Origin of the sequence: Streptomyces sp. NL15-2K, assembly GCF_030551255.1 — a bacterium.
Lineage (GTDB): Bacteria > Actinomycetota > Actinomycetes > Streptomycetales > Streptomycetaceae > Streptomyces.
The window spans coordinates 7009954-7025155 of the sequence record NZ_CP130630.1; the positions used below are offsets into that span (position 1 = coordinate 7009954).

Sequence of the window (15202 nt, forward strand, 5' to 3'; positions counted from 1 at the left end):
TTCGGTTGTCGGTCTTCAGTCGCTCTTCCGCAGGTCCTCAGCTGGTCCTCAGCTGGTCCTCAGCTGGTCCTCAGCCGGTCCTCAGTGCCTCCGGTCGGCTCCCCGGCGCGTTCGGGGCGCGCGGGTGGTCTGAACCTTTGGCGGTGCGACCGTGCAAACCAATGCGGTTGTCAGGGTGGGACTTGGGGGCTTTCTAGGCATCGTGCTGGATGGGCGCGGCCACCGCAACCGTTTGACTCAGACTTGGACATTTTGACTCCACGTTTGACTTGGGCCGTTCCCGCCGGTCGGCTCCGGGCGTCCCCGGAGCCGACCGGTCTCTGGGTGACCGGGCTGCTGTCCCCTGCCGTCCGGTCACTTCGCCGGAGCGAGGTCCCACGACGCACAGCACGATCCGTACGTCTCATCGCTCCGGCGAGCCACGCGTGGTTCTTTCGGGCCGCCCCTGGCTGGCACGGACACCGGGACCAACGAAGCGACTCCGGCGGCGGTCACGCGCCGTACGGGTGAGGAGGGATGCGTACGTCTGTGCCGGGAACGCGGATTCAGCGGGCCCGCAGCTTCAGCCAGGCCCGCCGCTTCAGATCTTTCCGCGGCACAGCTCCAGCAGCGTCATCGCCAGCGACGTGCCCGGCTTGCCCAGCGCCTCCCTGTAGTGGCTGAGGACGTCCATCTCGCGGGAGAGGTTCACGCGCCGGCCGCCGGAGGCGATCCGGGCCTCCTGGATGACGGCGGACACGGCCATCCGTTCCTGGATCAGCCCGATGATCCGGTCGTCGAGCGCGTCGATGCGCTCACGGGCGCCGGTGATCACATCGGCGGCCTCGGGGGTGCGGGCGCCGGTCACGTCGGTGGTGGTCATGGGGGCTCCTCGTCGGTTCGGTAGAGGTGCGGTGCCCCGGAGCGGCAAGATCCGGAAAACGACAGGCGCCCCGGGCCTTGTCGGCCCGGGGCGCCTGGGAAGTCGCTTGTCAGTTGCTCAAGCAGCACGACCATGGCAGCCGGCGGGCCGGGTGCCATAGGTAAAGACGAAGGTCGGGTGCGTGAGCATGAGGCCAGTATGCCGTGCTCATGAGGGCCGTCCAACGTGGCTCGCATCTTGAGACGCGGCTCGTGGATCCAGCCCGTCCGGCGGAGCCCCCGGCACACGGGACACGCCCGACGCCCACCTCGGTAGAATTGGCCAGCACAGAGACCCCGCCCCACCGCCGGAAGGCTCCCGTGTCATCAGCGACTCCCGCTGCCGCCGCCCCCGACACCGTCCTGGTCGTCGACTTCGGTGCGCAGTACGCCCAGCTCATCGCCCGTCGCGTCCGTGAGGCCCGGGTCTACAGCGAGATCGTGCCCAGCACCATGCCGGTCGCCGAGATGCTCGCCAAGAACCCGGCTGCGATCGTCCTCTCCGGCGGCCCCTCCTCGGTGTACGCGGACGAGGCCCCCCGCCTCGACCGTGAGCTCTTCGAGGCCGGCGTCCCCCTCTTCGGCATGTGCTACGGCTTCCAGCTGATGGCCCAGGTGCTCGGCGGCACGGTGGACAACACCGGCGCCCGCGAGTACGGCCGTACGCCCCTGCATGTCTCGAAAGCCGGCTCCACCCTCTTCGAGGGCACCCCGGACGAGCAGTCGGTGTGGATGTCGCACGGCGACGCCTGCTCCGCCGCCCCCGAGGGCTTCAGCGTCACGGCCTCCACGGACGTCGTCCCGGTCGCCGCCTTCGAGAACGACGAGAAGAAGCTGTACGGCGTCCAGTACCACCCCGAGGTCATGCACTCCACGCACGGCCAGCAGGTGCTGGAGCACTTCCTGTACCGGGGCGCGGGGCTGAGCCCGAACTGGACCACCGGCAGCGTCATCGACGAGCAGGTCGCGGCCATCCGCGAGCAGGTCGGCGACAAGCGTGCCATCTGCGCGCTGTCCGGCGGCGTGGACTCCGCAGTCGCCGCCGCCCTCGTCCAGAAGGCCATCGGCTCCCAGCTGACCTGCGTGTACGTCGACCACGGCCTGATGCGCAAGGGCGAGACCGAGCAGGTCGAGAAGGACTTCGTGGCCGCGACCGGCGTGCAGCTGAAGGTCGTGGACGCTGAGGAGCGGTTCCTGTCCGCTCTGAAGGGGGTCTCCGACCCCGAGGAGAAGCGGAAGATCATCGGACGGGAGTTCATCCGGGTCTTCGAGCAGGCGCAGGCGGAGATCATCGCGGACGAGGGTCCGGCGGTGGAGTTCCTCGTCCAGGGGACCCTGTACCCCGACGTGGTCGAGTCCGGTGGCGGTACCGGCACCGCCAACATCAAGTCCCACCACAACGTGGGCGGGCTGCCGGAGGACCTCGAGTTCAAGCTCATCGAGCCGCTGCGCAAGCTGTTCAAGGACGAGGTCCGGATGGTCGGCCAGGAGCTCGGGCTCCCGGAGGAGATCGTCCAGCGCCAGCCGTTCCCCGGCCCCGGCCTGGGCATCCGTATCGTCGGCGACGTCACCAAGGAGCGGCTCGACCTGCTGCGCGAGGCCGACGCCATCGCCCGCGAGGAGCTGACGGCGGCCGGCCTCGACCGGGACATCTGGCAGTGCCCGGTGGTCCTGCTCGCGGACGTCCGCAGCGTCGGCGTCCAGGGTGACGGCCGGACCTACGGCCACCCGATCGTCCTGCGTCCGGTGTCCAGCGAGGACGCGATGACCGCCGACTGGTCGCGGCTGCCGTACGACGTGCTCGCGAAGATCTCGACGCGGATCACGAACGAGGTCAAGGACGTCAACCGGGTCGTGCTCGACGTGACCAGCAAGCCGCCGGGCACCATCGAGTGGGAGTAGTACCTGGGGTTACGTCCGCTTGAGCGTGCGCACCGGCTCTCCGGGCTTCCAGACCTGGACGACCAGGTACTTGTCGTCCTCGACGTAGGTCCGTACGACCTCCGTCAGCTCGGTGCGGAAGAGGTGGAACGGCTCCGGCGGTTCCACCTCTTCGGAGTACTTGGCCTTCGTCTCCGGGTCCTCCACCTCGATCGCCCGCCCGCTGATCCGGACGTCGCCGCCGCCCATGCCCGTGCCCTCCCCGGGGTTCGCCTGCAGCGCGAAGCGCGGGTCGCGGCGCAGATCGAGCGCCTTGATCGAGTCCGGCATCATGCCGAGCCACAGCTCACCGTTCAGGAAACGCACCTCCAGGCCGGTGGTGCGCGGGGAGCCGTCCTTGCGCAGGGTCGCGAGGACATGGTGGGTGAAGGCGGCGAAGCGTGCCTCGACGGTCTTGGCCAGGTCGGGTTCGGCGGTGGAGAAGGCTGCCCAGTTCATGAGCACCAGTCTTGCGCCGATACCAGACATCTACTGTCGGGTATGGCTCGCGTGCGGCATCTTTACAAACCAACGCTGTTCTCTTCCGCTGACCGACGGTAACTTCCGGCCCGTAAAGCAACGCAGTGCTGGAGGACGACATGTACGGGACGCCCGGGACGCACGGAATGCACGGGACCCCCGAGACCGGGCCCACTCCGCCCCCGCCCCTCCCCACCGACCAGCTGCGGTTCGCGATGCCGCCGATGCACGAGTCGCTCGCGGACGAGCGCCGGCATCGCAAGGAACGGCTCGCGGGCGCGCTGCGGATCTTCGGGCGGTTCGGCTTCGAGGACGGGGTGTCGGGGCACATCACCGCGCGTGATCCGGAGTTCAGCGACTGCTTCTGGGTCAATCCCTTCGGGATACCGTTCAAGCACGTCACCGTGAGTGACCTGGTGCTGGCCAACTCCGACGGGCAGGTGATCGACGGCCGTTACCACGTCAACCAGGCGGCCTTCACCGTGCACTCCCAAGTGCACGCCGCCCGCCCCGACGTCGTCGCCGTCGCCCACTGCCACTCGGTGTACGGGCGGGCGCTGTCGGCGCTGGGGGACCTCCTGGACCCGATCACCCAGGAGAGTTGCGCCTTCTACGAGGACCACGCCCTGTACGACGCCTACACCGGCGTCGCCGTCGACGCCGACGAGGGCCGCCGGATCGCCGCCGCCCTCGGGTCCCGCAAGGCCCTCGTGCTGCGCAACCACGGGCTGCTGACGGTCGGCGACTCGGTGGACGCGGCGGCCTGGTGGTTCCTTTCCATGGAACGTTCCTGCCAGGTGCAGCTGACCGCGAAGGCGGCCGGCCGGCCCGTCCTGATCGACCACAGGGCGGCGGTGGCCACGCGGGAGCAGACGGGCGGGGATCTGGTGGCGTGGATCAACTACCAGCCGTTGTGGCAGGACATCAGCCGGAGTGAGCCGGACTTGTTGAGCTAGTTCAGCTGGTCGGCTAGTCGGTTGGTCGGGCTAGTCGGTAGTCGGGCTAGTCAGTAGTCGGGCTGGTTGAGCTAGAAGCCTCGGAGTACGGCGGCCTTGGTCATCGCGAACTCCTCGTCCGTGAGGACTCCCTCACGATGCAGTTCCCCCAACTCCCGCAGCCTGCGCAGGAGTACGTCGTGATGGTCGGCCGGCGGCGGTACGGACGCCGTCGGCCGGGGGCGGGGGACGCGCCGCTCGTCCTGTTCGGTACCGGTGCGGGTGGACGGGTGCGGCAGCCGGGCGGTGACCGCGGTGGCGACGAGGGCCGTGAGCAGGTCGCGGCGGGCGCTGCCCCACAGGTCCAGGGCGTACGGGTCCTTCTCGGGCGGCAGCTTGGAGAACACCGTCTCCTGGGTCACGAAGCGCAGGAAGCCGTCCTCGTAGCCGGAGTTGGGCAGCCACTCGACCTGGACGAGATCGCCGATGTTGATGATCCGCGGGCCGGTGGCGCGTTTGACCCGGTCGGAGGTGTCGGACCAGTCGATGCGGACCTGGGTGCCGTCGAAGGAGACCGTGCCGTCGGAGGAACGCACCGAGACCGGTACCGGCGGGCCGGGCAGGAAGTAGGCCGTGGTCGGCTCCTTGGGGATCTGGTCGAGGAGCAGGGCGTTGCGGATCTCCTCGGCCACGTACTCGGCGACTCCGGCGCGGTCGATGTCCACCAGCAGACGGTACGGGTCGCCCGGATCGGGTAGCCGTCCGCCGGTCGCCTGGAGGAGCGGATCAGCACCCTCGCGCAGCCGCATGCGCAGTCGGCCGCGCTTGCGTTCGGGCTCGAAGACGACGCCCGCGACGGCCTCCAGGGGCACGGCGATCTCTCCGTACGTCTGCCGGAACAGCGGCACGGAGCGGTGGAGACCCGGCGTGATCCTGACCATGCTGCCGTCGAAGGCCCAGGTCCCGTCGCGCTGGATGATCTCGGCCATGGACAAATTCTCGCAGCCGGGTCAACACGGCGGGTCCGTCTTCACCCGCGGTGACCAGACCCGGCGGACGGGGTGGGGTGAGGTAGGGCACAATTCGCTGTCGTTGTGGGGGAGTTGCGGGGTGGTCCTGGGAAGGCGGGCGTCGGACGTGGCGGTGCGGGAGGCGAGGCAGAGCGCGGCGGGCGGTGCGTTCGGGGGTGCGCACGGCGGTGTGCACGCGGGCGGTTGTACCTGTGGGGACTGTCCGCACGGGGCGCGTGCGGGGCATCGGCAGGCCGTGGCCGAATTCCTGCTGAAACGGGACGGGTTCGCGGCCGGGCAGGGGCTGCCCGCGGGTGTCGCGCACTCGACATCCGCCTCCCGGCAGTGGGTCTCGGAGGAGCTGACCCAGTCCGCGGAACTCGTCGCCGAACGCAGCCGGGCCGAGGGCGACGCATGGCTGGCACTGCTGTGGCGCCGTACCGCCTGCGCGGTGTGGGCGCTGGTCGTGGTGTTGCTGCTCGTGCAGGCGTTGACGGCGATCGGTGCGGACTGGACTGCCGCGCGTACTGCCGGGCTGCTCGCCGCGTCGGTGGTGGCCGGGGCACTGACGGCTGCGTCGTGGTTCCACCGGGCGCGGGGCGGTGCGCTGGCGCCGCTGATCGGCGAGGACAACCGGCTGTCGACGTCCCGTGCGGTGGCGGCGGGTTGGGTGCTGTTCGTCGCGTACGCGGTGTTGGTGCTGGTGGGTCGTCTGGCGGCTGCCTCCGGGCATGCCGAGCGCGACGCGCTGATCTCCGGGCTCGAACTCGCCCGGGGCGCGGGTGTGGTGACCGTGCTCGCCGTGGTCTGCGCGATCGCTGTGCTGGTGCGGCGCGTGGTCGGGCTGCGGGTGCTGGGGCAGCGGTTGCAGAAAGTACGGGCGGACCGGCCGAGGGCCGCCGATCTGCTGACGGACGATGCGGGGCGGGGGACCTTCGCCGACATTCAGTACGTCCTGATCAGCGGTGTGGCTCTGCTGTTCGCGGCGGTGCGGTTGGGCCGGCGGCCGGATCAGTTGCCGGATCTGCCGTGGGGGCTGGCCGTGGTGGTGCTGGTGTCGGCGGGGACGTATCTGGCCGGGAAGTGCGCGGAGGGGGGTCGGCCGGTGATTCTGTCCGTGGTGCGGGCGCGGGAGGCCGGTGACCTGGACGGTCCGATCCGCACCGGTGACGACGTCGAGATCCGCGGGGCCGGGTTCGTGCCGCCGGGGGCGCAGGGGGCGGATCGGTTGTCGCGGATGGTCGTGCGTATCGGTGCGGTGAATGTCAGGGTGCCGTTGGTGCCGGTGACCGGTGGTTTCAGCAACCCTACGGATGCGGTTCTGACCGTGCCGGTGCCCGTGGATGTGGAGCCGGGGCGGGTGGAGGTGCAGGTGGTGACTGCGGCGGGGGTGGAGACGAATCGGTATGCGATCGATGTGACGGAGTGACGGTTGCCTCCGGCGGTTGGGCCGGGGGTGCCTGCGGCGGGCTGTGCGTGTGCCTCCGGCGGTTGGGCGGGGTGCCTGCGGCGGCCTGTGCGTGTGCCTCCGGCGGTTGGGCGGGGTGCCTGCGGCGGCCTGTGCGTGTGCCTCCGGTGGTTGGGCGGGGTGCCTGCGGCGGCCTGTGCGTGTGCCTCCGGCGGTTGGGCGGGAGGCCTGCGGCGGCCTGTGCGGGTTCGGTGGGGGTGCGGGTAGCGCCTGCGGTTGGGGGGTGGGTCGGGGCCGTGTCGGGGGGTGTCCGTCCTCGGAACGGCGCGGAATCGGTCACTTACCAGCGTGCCCGTGTTGACGCGCCAACCGCTGCGGGCGGACACCCCCCGACACGTCCCCTTGCCGCCGTACGCGGCTGTACCGCCATGGGGCTTCTGCGGTCACCTCTTGGCCGACCGAGTCGGGTGGTGGGGTGGGCGTAGGCCCGGGGGGCTGGGGGCGGAGCCCCCAGCGAGGCCCGTACCCACGCCGGGTGACCGGACAGGAGGCGGTACCTTGCAATCCGGCCCAGCGACGCAGTCCGAAGTCTGAAAAGTTCGTGCGGGACAGGAGTGAGCGGGTTTCCCCTGTCGTACGTATCGTCTTTTTGAGGGGTCACGGCACGCGCGGGCGAGAGGCGGCTACGAGCGATGACTCACGGCATTCGTACGGACACGCACACCCCCTATCTGAACGGCGGCCGGGACTGGCGGGACACCGCCACTCGTTACGCCCTGCTTCCACTCCGCGTCTTCCTCGGCGTCACCTTCATCTACGCCGGCCTGGACAAACTCACCGACAGTGCCTTCATGAAGGACGCCGGATCAGGCTCGGTCGGCGACCTGATGCGCACCGTCCGCGATTCCTCGGCCATCCCGGCCCTGGTCGACCTGTCCTTGAAGAACCCCGTCGGCTTGGGCTATGCCATCGCCATCGGTGAGCTCGCCGTCGGCGTCGGCATCCTGATCGGGCTGCTCGCCCGTCTGGCCGCGGTCGGCGGCGCGCTGATCTCGCTCAGCCTGTGGCTGACGGTGAGCTGGGCCACCGAGCCGTACTACTACGGCAACGACCTCATCTACCTCATGGCCTGGCTGCCCCTCGTCCTCGCGGGCGCCCCCGTCCTCTCCCTGGACGCCGCTCTCCACACACGGCGACGACAGCGGGCCGGGGGCTACCGGTAACCGGTGACGCCGCCACCGTCACAGGGGCGGCTCCGGCTGTGCCCCGGAGGGGTTCGGTGGTGCCCCGACCGGTTCCGTACGGCCCGGTCGGCGGCGTTTGCGTATGACCCGGGTCAGGACGCCGACCGCGCCCGCCAGGCAGAGGCCGAGCGTGACGACCGGGATGATCGCGAACCACGGGGTGTCCCAGAGGCCGCCCGCGTCACCGGCGTACATGACGCCCGCGAGGATGAGGAAGAGCCCGGCGACCAGCCTGCCGGGCTGGAACTCATGACGTAGCACGGCTCACCTCCGCCTGCCCGATGCCGACCCTGAGGTCCAGGTCGAGTGTGCCGGTGTCCTTGCCGCCGGTCGTCGACGACAGGGTCACCTCCTTGTGCTTGCCCGGCGCCACGTCCACGTCCTTCTCGTCGTCGCCCGGCAACTGGATGTCGCCCACTCCCACGTCCATGCTCACCTTCACGGTCACGTCCGCGGGCACGATCACCCGCAGTCTGCCCATGCCCACGTCGGCCTGTGTGGCCACCGTCTGCCCCTTGGCGAGGTCCAGTCGGCTCAGGTCCAGGGTGCCGACGCCGGTGCCGAGCTCGTAGTCCGGCCGGACGTCCGCCGCAGTGGCGGCCCGCCAGTTCGTGCGCTCCCAGTGCGTGGTGATGTCCTTGGGCACGGCCGCCGAGGCGGCGAGCAGGGCCGCCGTGACGATCGCCAGGAAGATCGACCCCGCCCCGGTCCGGCCCAGGAACGCGCTGGCCGCGATGCCGACGCCGAAGACGACGAGCGCGCACGCCAGGCCGGTCTGCAGGCTGGTGCCGAGTGTCTGGTCGTCCCACGTCAGGCGGGTGCCGAGGCCGCCCGCGAGCAGGGCGAACAGGAAGACCCAGCCGCCGATCCAGCGGGGGCCGCGCGGCTTGGGCGGCCGCACGCGAGGGGGGTGTATGTCCTGGCGGCCGCCCCAGGTGCCCAGGCCGATGCGGACGGCGGCCGCGAGGTCCCGGTCGCGGGAGTCCTCGGGGCCCCACAGATAGCCCGTGCCGCCCACGTGCGTGCCGTCCTTGACGATGGGGTCGCGCCACCAGGACGGGTAGACGGCGGGCACCGGCGGTGCCTGGGCCTCCGGCGGGGCGTCGGCGACGGCCTGGGCCGCCAGCGGGTCGGTGTCGGGGGCGCCGCGGTGCCGCGACCAGTACCCGGCGCCCGCGAGGAGGAGGGAGAGGACGATGGCGAAGGTGAGCACGCCGCCGTTGTTCAGCAGCGTGAGGAACACCCCGCAGCCGACCAGCGCGAACAGCACGGCCGTCAGCGCCTGGCCGTCGACGCGGCCGGTCAGCAGCTTGCGGACCTCGTTCTCGTCCTCGTCGTCGTACGGGACGAAGAGCCAGGCGAAGCCGTAGAAGAGGAGGCCGAGGCCGCCGGTCGCGGAGAGCACCGCGAGGGTGATCCGGAAGATCACCGGATCCATGTCGTACTGCCGCCCGAGCCCCGCGCACACTCCGGCGAGCATCTTGTGCTGCCGGTCGCGCCGGAACTTGCTGGGCAGCTCGGCCACGCCGGTCTCCCCGGGCGCCGCCGCGCCGGATCCGTCGGCCACGGTCGGCTGCCCGGCGGGCCCCGGATCCGCGGTCTGACCCGGCTGTCCGCCCGCACCCGGGGCCGTCGGCCCCGGGCCCTCGCCGGGCACGGCGTCCGCGCCGTGCTGGTGCTCTGTCATGTGTCCATGGTGACGGGCGCGTCGGCGCGGCGGCAGTCGGTATGACCCTGGCCGGACCCTGATATCTGCCCTGAGGCGGCGCCGGGGAGGCGTTCGAAGGGGATGGGGGGCGAAGATCAGGGGAGTCTCCGGGGCCGACCCTGATGCCCGGGCCCTCCGGCCGTGTGACCATCGATGGCATGCCGGAAGCCGCAGCAGCGCCACTCGTCGAACCGCGGCCGCCGCGCAAGCTCTACCGCAGCAGTGACGGACGCTGGCTCGGTGGTGTGGCGCGGGGGCTCGCCGGACACCTCGGGCTGCCCGTGATCTGGGTGCGGCTCGTCTTCGTCGGCCTGTTCATGGCGGACGGCCTCGGCGCCCTGCTGTACGCCGCGTTCTGGTTCTTCGTGCCGCTCGGCGTCGGCGGGGTCGGCGGCCAGAGGCCTCCGTCCTTGGTCACCAGCGAGACCTCGCCGGACGGCCGCCGCAAGCTCATCGCCCGCAGACCGGACAAGGGCCAGATCGTGGCCCTGCTCCTCATGGTCGTCGTGGCCGTGGTCTTCGTGGGCAATGTGAATCTCGGCAACGGAGCGCGGGCCTACCTCTGGCCGACAGTCTTCGTCGCCGCGGGCGTCGCCCTCGTCTGGCGCCAGGCGGATAATGCCCGCCGGGCCCGCTGGGTCGAGGCCGGCCGACGTCGCCGTACGCTCACGCTGCTGCGCGCGGGCGGCGGTGTCCTCCTCGTCACCGCCGGCGTCTCCGGCATCTTCGTCCTGCAGGGCTCCGCCGCCCACCTCGGCTCGGTCCTCCAGGCGGCGCTCGCGGTCCTCGTCGGCATAACGCTGCTGGCCGGTCCCTACCTGGTGCGCATGACCCAGGACCTCTCCGAGGAGCGCCTGATGCGCATCCGCGCCCAGGAGCGCGCGGAGGTCGCCGCCCACGTCCACGACTCGGTGCTGCACACCCTGACCCTGATCCAGCGCAACGCGGAGAACGCGGCGGAGGTGCGCCGCCTCGCCCGCGCCCAGGAGCGCGACCTGCGCACCTGGCTCTACAAGCCCGAGGGCACCGGCAAGGACGAGGCCGACGAGCCCACCACCCTCGCCGACGCGGTGCGGCGCAACGCCGCGGAGGTGGAGGACAAGCACGGCGTCCCCATAGAGGTGGTCGTGGTCGGCGACTGCCCGCTCGACGAGAGGATCGGCGCACAGATGCAGGCCGCACGCGAGGCGATGGTGAACGCCGCCAAGTACGGTGGCGAGGGCGGCGCCGTCCAGGTCTACGCCGAAGTCGAGGGCAAGACGGTCTTCGTGTCCGTCCGGGACCGCGGGCCCGGCTTCGACCTCGACTCGATACCCGCCGACCGCATGGGCGTTAGAGAATCGATCATCGGCCGCATGGAGCGCAACGGCGGCACGGCGCGACTGCGCGCGGTGCCGGACGGCGGCACGGAGGTCGAGCTGGAGATGGAGAGGGCGGAGAAGACGTCATGAGCGATCCGACCGAGACGAACGCGGAGCCCACGGAGCCGACGCCTGGTGGCGGCCCGGCCCAGCGGCATGTGCGTGTGGTGCTCGTCGACGACCACCGCATGTTCCGTACGGGCGTACAGGCCGAGATCGGCCAGACCGAGCAGACCGGCGTCGAGGTCGTCGGCGAGGCCGCGGACGTCGACCAGGCGGTCACCGTCATCACCGCGACCCGCCCCGAGGTCGTCCTCCTCGACGTCCACCTCCCGGGCGGCGGCGGGGTCGAGGTCCTGCGCCGCTGCGCCCCGTTGATGGCCGACACCGAGCAGCCCGTCCGTTTCCTCGCCCTGTCCGTCTCGGACGCGGCGGAGGACGTGATCGGCGTGATCCGCGGCGGCGCGAGGGGCTACGTCACGAAGACGATCACCGGCACGGATCTGATCAACTCCATCTTCCGCGTCCAGGAGGGCGACGCCGTCTTCTCCCCGCGCCTGGCCGGCTTCGTCCTCGACGCCTTCGCCTCCACCGACGCCCCGCCGGTGGACGAGGACCTCGACCGCCTCACCCAGCGCGAGCGCGAGGTGCTGAGGCTCATCGCCCGGGGCTACGCGTACAAGGAGATCGCCAAGCAGCTCTTCATCTCCGTCAAGACGGTCGAGTCCCATGTCTCGGCGGTTCTGCGGAAACTCCAGCTGTCGAACCGGCACGAGCTGACGCGGTGGGCGACGGCGCGGAGGCTGGTTTAGCCGATAGTTCGAACCAGACCGTCTTTCCGATTCCAGGGGGCCGGGGTTCCGAGCCCCAGGTGTCCGCGAGGGCGGTCACCAGGGTGAGGCCCCTGCCGGACTCGTCGTCCAGTGAGGCTTCCCGGGGCGTCGGCAGGGTGTCGTTCGCGTCCGCCACCGACACACGGAGACGGTCGGACTCCAGGATGCAGCGGGTCCAGATCTCGCGGCCGAGGGAGACCTTCGCGTGGCGGTACGCGTTGGTCATCAACTCGCTGAGCAGGAGTACGGCCGTCTCCGTCACCTCGTCCGGGAGCTTCCAGGCGACGGCCTGGTCGCGGAGGAGGGCTCGGGCCCGCCCCACGCTGCGGGCGTGGCGGGGCAGCCGCCACTCGACTTCCTCGAGCATGCGCGCGTCGTTCCTTGCGTGTGGTTCTCCGTCAGTTGCCGTGATCAGGCTGGTGGTTGGCGCGTAACCTCGGGGAGTAGCGGAACGGGTACTCGGCGTGCTTGTACACGGCGTGGTGGCGGGAGGCGGTGGGCGCGGTGACTTCCGGGGCGTCTCAGCAGGCTCAGCAGAACTGGCGGTACTGCGGTGGGCAGATCAAGCTGTGGCGGGAGGAAGCCGGGGTCGCGCGGCAGGCGCTGGCCGACGAGGCCGGGTACGACTACGAGTACGTCAAGTCGATGGAGTGCGGGCGGCGCAGACCGACGCTGCGGTTGTTGCAGGTAGCTGATCAACTCTGCGGGGCACGGGGGAAGTTGGTGGCCGGGCATGAGTTCCTGAAGCCTGAGCCGTTTCCCGCGCGGTCGCAGGAGTACATGGGGATCGAGGCCGAGGCGATCGTTGTGCATCACTATGCGCTTGGGCTGATTCCCGGCCTCTTGCAGACGGGGGAGTACGCACGAGCACTGATCAGCGAGAGCTGCCCGCCAATGGACGACGAGACGGTGGAGGAACGGGTTCGAGCACGGTTGGCGAGGCAGGAAGCACTGATGCGCCGCACGAAGACGGTGTACGGCTTCGTCATCCACGAGGCCGCGTTGCGTGCGGAAGTGGGCGGGCGGGAGGTCATGCGGCAGCAGCTACGTCATCTGCTGGCCGTCGGTGCGCTTCGTAATGTGTCCATCCAGGTGCTGCCGTTCGCATCGGCTCCCCCTGTTGCGCTTGGCGGTCCCTTGATCCTCGTAGAGACCAAGGAGCATGAGCACTACGCCTATGTTGAGGGGCAGGAGACGGGAGCGCTGTACGCCGATGCCGACAAGCTCAACGCCCTGACGCAACGCCATGGCATGATCCGCATGCAGGCGCTTAACGTCGAAGAGTCTGCTCGATTCATCGGGAAGGTGGCGGAGGAGCTATGAGCGCTGAGCTGTCGTGGTTCAAGTCCAGCTACAGCGATGATCAGGGTGGCGATTGCCTCGAAGTCGCCTACATCTGGCGCAAGTCCAGCCACAGCGACTCCCAAGGCGGCGCCTGCCTCGAAGTCGCCCTTTGTCCGCACACCATCCACCTCCGCGACTCGAAGCTCGGCGCTCGAAGTCCCCGCTTCGATGTCCCCGCCGACGCCTGGGCCGTCTTCGTCGCGTACGTCTCCCGCGAGGCCTGAGCCCCGGGCTTCGGGAGTCGAGACCCGAGCTCCTTTTCCAAGGAATGGGCGGGCATCCACCCACCGCTCGGCGGTGGGCAGGCCCGTGGCGTGCGGTCGTCCGGAGTATCGCGGGGTATGCGCCTGTAGGCCGCCCAGACGGCCAGCGCGCAGGCCGCGAATCCGGCCCCGAGGAGACTGGAGCCAGTCCAGCCGTGGGCGGTGAAGGTGGCGGTGGTTGCGGCTGCGCCGAGGGCGGAGCCGAGTGAGTAGAAGACCATGTAGCTGCCGATGACGCTGCTGATGTGATCCGGATGTGCGGCGGTGAGCAGGTGCTGGTTGCTCACATGGACGGCCTGGACCGCGAAGTCGAGAACGACGATTCCGACGATGAGGAGCCACAGTGACCACGGCAGCTGCGCGATCGCTGCCCACGAGAGGATGAGCAGGGCGAGCGCGAGACCGGTGACCGGGGCCGCCCGTCCGGCATCCGCCCACCGTCCCGCGCGTGCCGCGCCGAGTGCGCCGGCGAGTCCGGCGATGCCGAACAGTCCGATCTGGCTCTCGCTCAGCTGCCACGGCGTGTCCGCCAGCGGTAGGGACAGTCCGCTCCACAGGGTTCCGAACGATGCGAACAAGAAGAACGCGATGAGCCCGCGCGTCAGGAAGACGCGCTGCCCGAACAGTCCGCCGAGTGAGCCGACGACCTGCCTGTACCCCGCAGGTGGGTTGAGGCGCTCCTCTGACGGCAGTACGACGCAGACGAGGGCTGCGAGTCCGAGTGACAGCACCGCTAGCACGGCATAGACGCTCCGCCAGCCCCACACCTCGGCGAGCGTGCCGGTGACGATCCGCGCGCCCAGAATGCCGACCACAACGCCCGAGGTCACGACACCGATGTTCCGTCCGCGTTCGGCAGGCAGCGAGACCGACGCGGCGTAGGCCACCGCGGTCTGCACCACGACAGCGAACACCCCAGCCATCGCGAGCCCCACGAGCGCCACCCATGCGGCTGACGCCGAGGCCGTCAGGATCATGCCCACTGCGGTGATCGCCAGGTGCACGGTGATGAGTCGGCGCCTGTCGACCACGTCGCCGAGCGGCACCAGCAGCAGTAGCCCTGCCAGATAGCCGAACTGGCCGGTCGCGACGATCCACCCCGCGAGTTCTGCCGACACACCGAGATCGCGTCCCATCGGCTCCAGAACCGGCTGCGCGGCATAGATGCTCGCCACAGCGACACCACACACCACCGCGAGCAATAACCGCCGCCACACGTCCATTGCACTCCATCTCAATCGGTAGCGGATTGCAACCAATTTGACCGTACGGCATGATGGTTTCAATCAGCAACTCATTGGGAGGTGTCATGTCGCGCGCCACCACGCGCACTCCGAACCTCGACTGGACCGACCCCGACTGCCCTGTCGCCCGCACGCTCGACATCGTGGGCGACAGGTGGAGCCTTCTCGTCATCCGCGACGCAATGGACGGGGCACGGTCGTTCACCGAGTTCCAGCGGCGGACCGGCATCGCCCGCAACATCCTCACCGACCGCCTCCGCAAGCTCACCGCTCACGGGCTCCTCGCTCAGCGCACCGCACCATCGGGCCGCCGCCAGGAATACGTGCTCACCAACGCCGGCCGCGCCCTCTTCCCCGTCATCGTCACCCTGCGACAGTGGGGAGAACGGCACGCCTTCGCCCCCGGCGAGACTCACTCCACCCTTGTCGACCAGCACGGCACCCCTGTGCCGGAAATCGTGCCGACCAGCGCCGACGGCACCCTCCTCGACACCGACACCACCCAGGTGCAGAAGAGGTGATTGGCAGATCTGTTCCACCGGCACGGCCACC

15 protein-coding genes and 1 pseudogene are annotated in these 15202 nt (G+C 70.1%); 9 read left to right on the top strand and 7 right to left on the bottom strand.

Translation table 11 applies throughout. The annotated features are described in order from the left end of the window. Positions 1-580: 580 nt before the first annotated feature. Positions 581-862: a chorismate mutase gene (locus Q4V64_RS31790; RefSeq protein ID WP_172629174.1), complete on the bottom strand. Its 282-nt coding sequence runs from the start codon at positions 860-862 to the stop codon at positions 581-583. Positions 863-1221: 359 nt separating this feature from the next. Here Q4V64_RS31790 and guaA point away from each other — a divergent pair, with 359 nt between their 5' ends. Further along, complete coding sequence (guaA, locus tag Q4V64_RS31795) at positions 1222-2802, top strand: glutamine-hydrolyzing GMP synthase (RefSeq protein WP_124439810.1); 1581 nt, start codon at positions 1222-1224, stop codon at positions 2800-2802. 9 nt (positions 2803-2811) lie between these two features. Here guaA and Q4V64_RS31800 read toward each other — a convergent pair whose 3' ends face one another. After that, the gene (locus Q4V64_RS31800; protein ID WP_172629173.1) at positions 2812-3279 is read right to left on the bottom strand and encodes a pyridoxamine 5'-phosphate oxidase family protein; all 468 of its coding nucleotides are present in this window, start codon (positions 3277-3279) and stop codon (positions 2812-2814) included. Between the two features lie 167 nt (positions 3280-3446). Here Q4V64_RS31800 and Q4V64_RS31805 point away from each other — a divergent pair, with 167 nt between their 5' ends. After that, positions 3447-4256, top strand: a complete 810-nt coding sequence (locus Q4V64_RS31805) for a class II aldolase/adducin family protein (protein ID WP_124439816.1) — start codon at positions 3447-3449, stop codon at positions 4254-4256. 71 nt (positions 4257-4327) lie between these two features. Here Q4V64_RS31805 and Q4V64_RS31810 read toward each other — a convergent pair whose 3' ends face one another. Next, entirely contained in the window at positions 4328-5224 is an 897-nt protein-coding gene (locus Q4V64_RS31810; RefSeq protein ID WP_124439809.1) for a DUF4429 domain-containing protein, read from the bottom strand. Between the two features lie 148 nt (positions 5225-5372). On the opposite strand from Q4V64_RS31810, the gene Q4V64_RS31815 reads away from it, so the two are divergent. Both Q4V64_RS31815 and Q4V64_RS31820 read left to right on the top strand, forming a co-directional pair. Next, entirely contained in the window at positions 5373-6674 is a 1302-nt protein-coding gene (locus tag Q4V64_RS31815; RefSeq protein WP_124439815.1) for a hypothetical protein, read from the top strand. Between the two features lie 671 nt (positions 6675-7345). Then, positions 7346-7876 (top strand): DoxX family protein, encoded by a 531-nt coding sequence (locus Q4V64_RS31820; RefSeq protein WP_124439806.1) that lies wholly within the window; start codon positions 7346-7348, stop codon positions 7874-7876. A gap of 18 nt (positions 7877-7894) precedes the next feature. Here the strand turns inward: Q4V64_RS31820 and Q4V64_RS31825 are convergent, their stop codons facing one another. Together Q4V64_RS31825 and Q4V64_RS31830 are read right to left on the bottom strand one after the other, a co-directional pair. After that, a complete protein-coding gene (locus tag Q4V64_RS31825; protein WP_124439805.1) occupies positions 7895-8158 on the bottom strand; it encodes a hypothetical protein in 264 nt (87 codons plus the stop codon). Then, complete coding sequence (locus Q4V64_RS31830; protein ID WP_124439804.1) at positions 8145-9584, bottom strand: PspC domain-containing protein; 1440 nt, start codon at positions 9582-9584, stop codon at positions 8145-8147. Before Q4V64_RS31830 ends, Q4V64_RS31825 begins: the two co-directional genes overlap by 14 nt. Positions 9585-9727: 143 nt before the next feature. Here Q4V64_RS31830 and Q4V64_RS31835 point away from each other — a divergent pair, with 143 nt between their 5' ends. After that, positions 9728-11056 carry an ATP-binding protein gene (locus Q4V64_RS31835; protein ID WP_172629172.1) on the top strand — a complete coding sequence of 443 codons (1329 nt, stop codon included), beginning with the start codon at positions 9728-9730 and terminating at the stop codon, positions 11054-11056. Next, complete coding sequence (locus Q4V64_RS31840) at positions 11053-11778, top strand: response regulator transcription factor (protein ID WP_124439802.1); 726 nt, start codon at positions 11053-11055, stop codon at positions 11776-11778. Before Q4V64_RS31835 ends, Q4V64_RS31840 begins: the two co-directional genes overlap by 4 nt. On the opposite strand, the gene Q4V64_RS55355 is transcribed toward Q4V64_RS31840, so the two are convergent. Further along, complete coding sequence (locus tag Q4V64_RS55355) at positions 11678-12166, bottom strand: ATP-binding protein (RefSeq protein WP_124439801.1); 489 nt, start codon at positions 12164-12166, stop codon at positions 11678-11680. The genes Q4V64_RS31840 and Q4V64_RS55355 overlap by 101 nt on opposite strands. 137 nt (positions 12167-12303) lie before the next feature. Here Q4V64_RS55355 and Q4V64_RS31845 point away from each other — a divergent pair, with 137 nt between their 5' ends. Continuing rightward, positions 12304-13122, top strand: a complete 819-nt coding sequence (locus Q4V64_RS31845; protein ID WP_124439808.1) for a helix-turn-helix transcriptional regulator — start codon at positions 12304-12306, stop codon at positions 13120-13122. Continuing rightward, positions 13119-13367, top strand: coding sequence for a DUF397 domain-containing protein (locus tag Q4V64_RS55360; protein ID WP_124439800.1), 249 nt, complete (start codon positions 13119-13121; stop codon positions 13365-13367). Before Q4V64_RS31845 ends, Q4V64_RS55360 begins: the two co-directional genes overlap by 4 nt. A 101-nt stretch (positions 13368-13468) precedes the next feature. Here the strand turns inward: Q4V64_RS55360 and Q4V64_RS31850 are convergent. Further along, a pseudogene (locus tag Q4V64_RS31850) lies at positions 13469-14629 on the bottom strand (MFS transporter); the annotation flags it as partial. 86 nt (positions 14630-14715) lie between these two features. Between Q4V64_RS31850 and Q4V64_RS31855 the strand changes: the two are divergent. Then, positions 14716-15171, top strand: a complete 456-nt coding sequence (locus Q4V64_RS31855; RefSeq protein ID WP_124439799.1) for a helix-turn-helix domain-containing protein — start codon at positions 14716-14718, stop codon at positions 15169-15171. Positions 15172-15202: the final 31 nt, after the last annotated feature.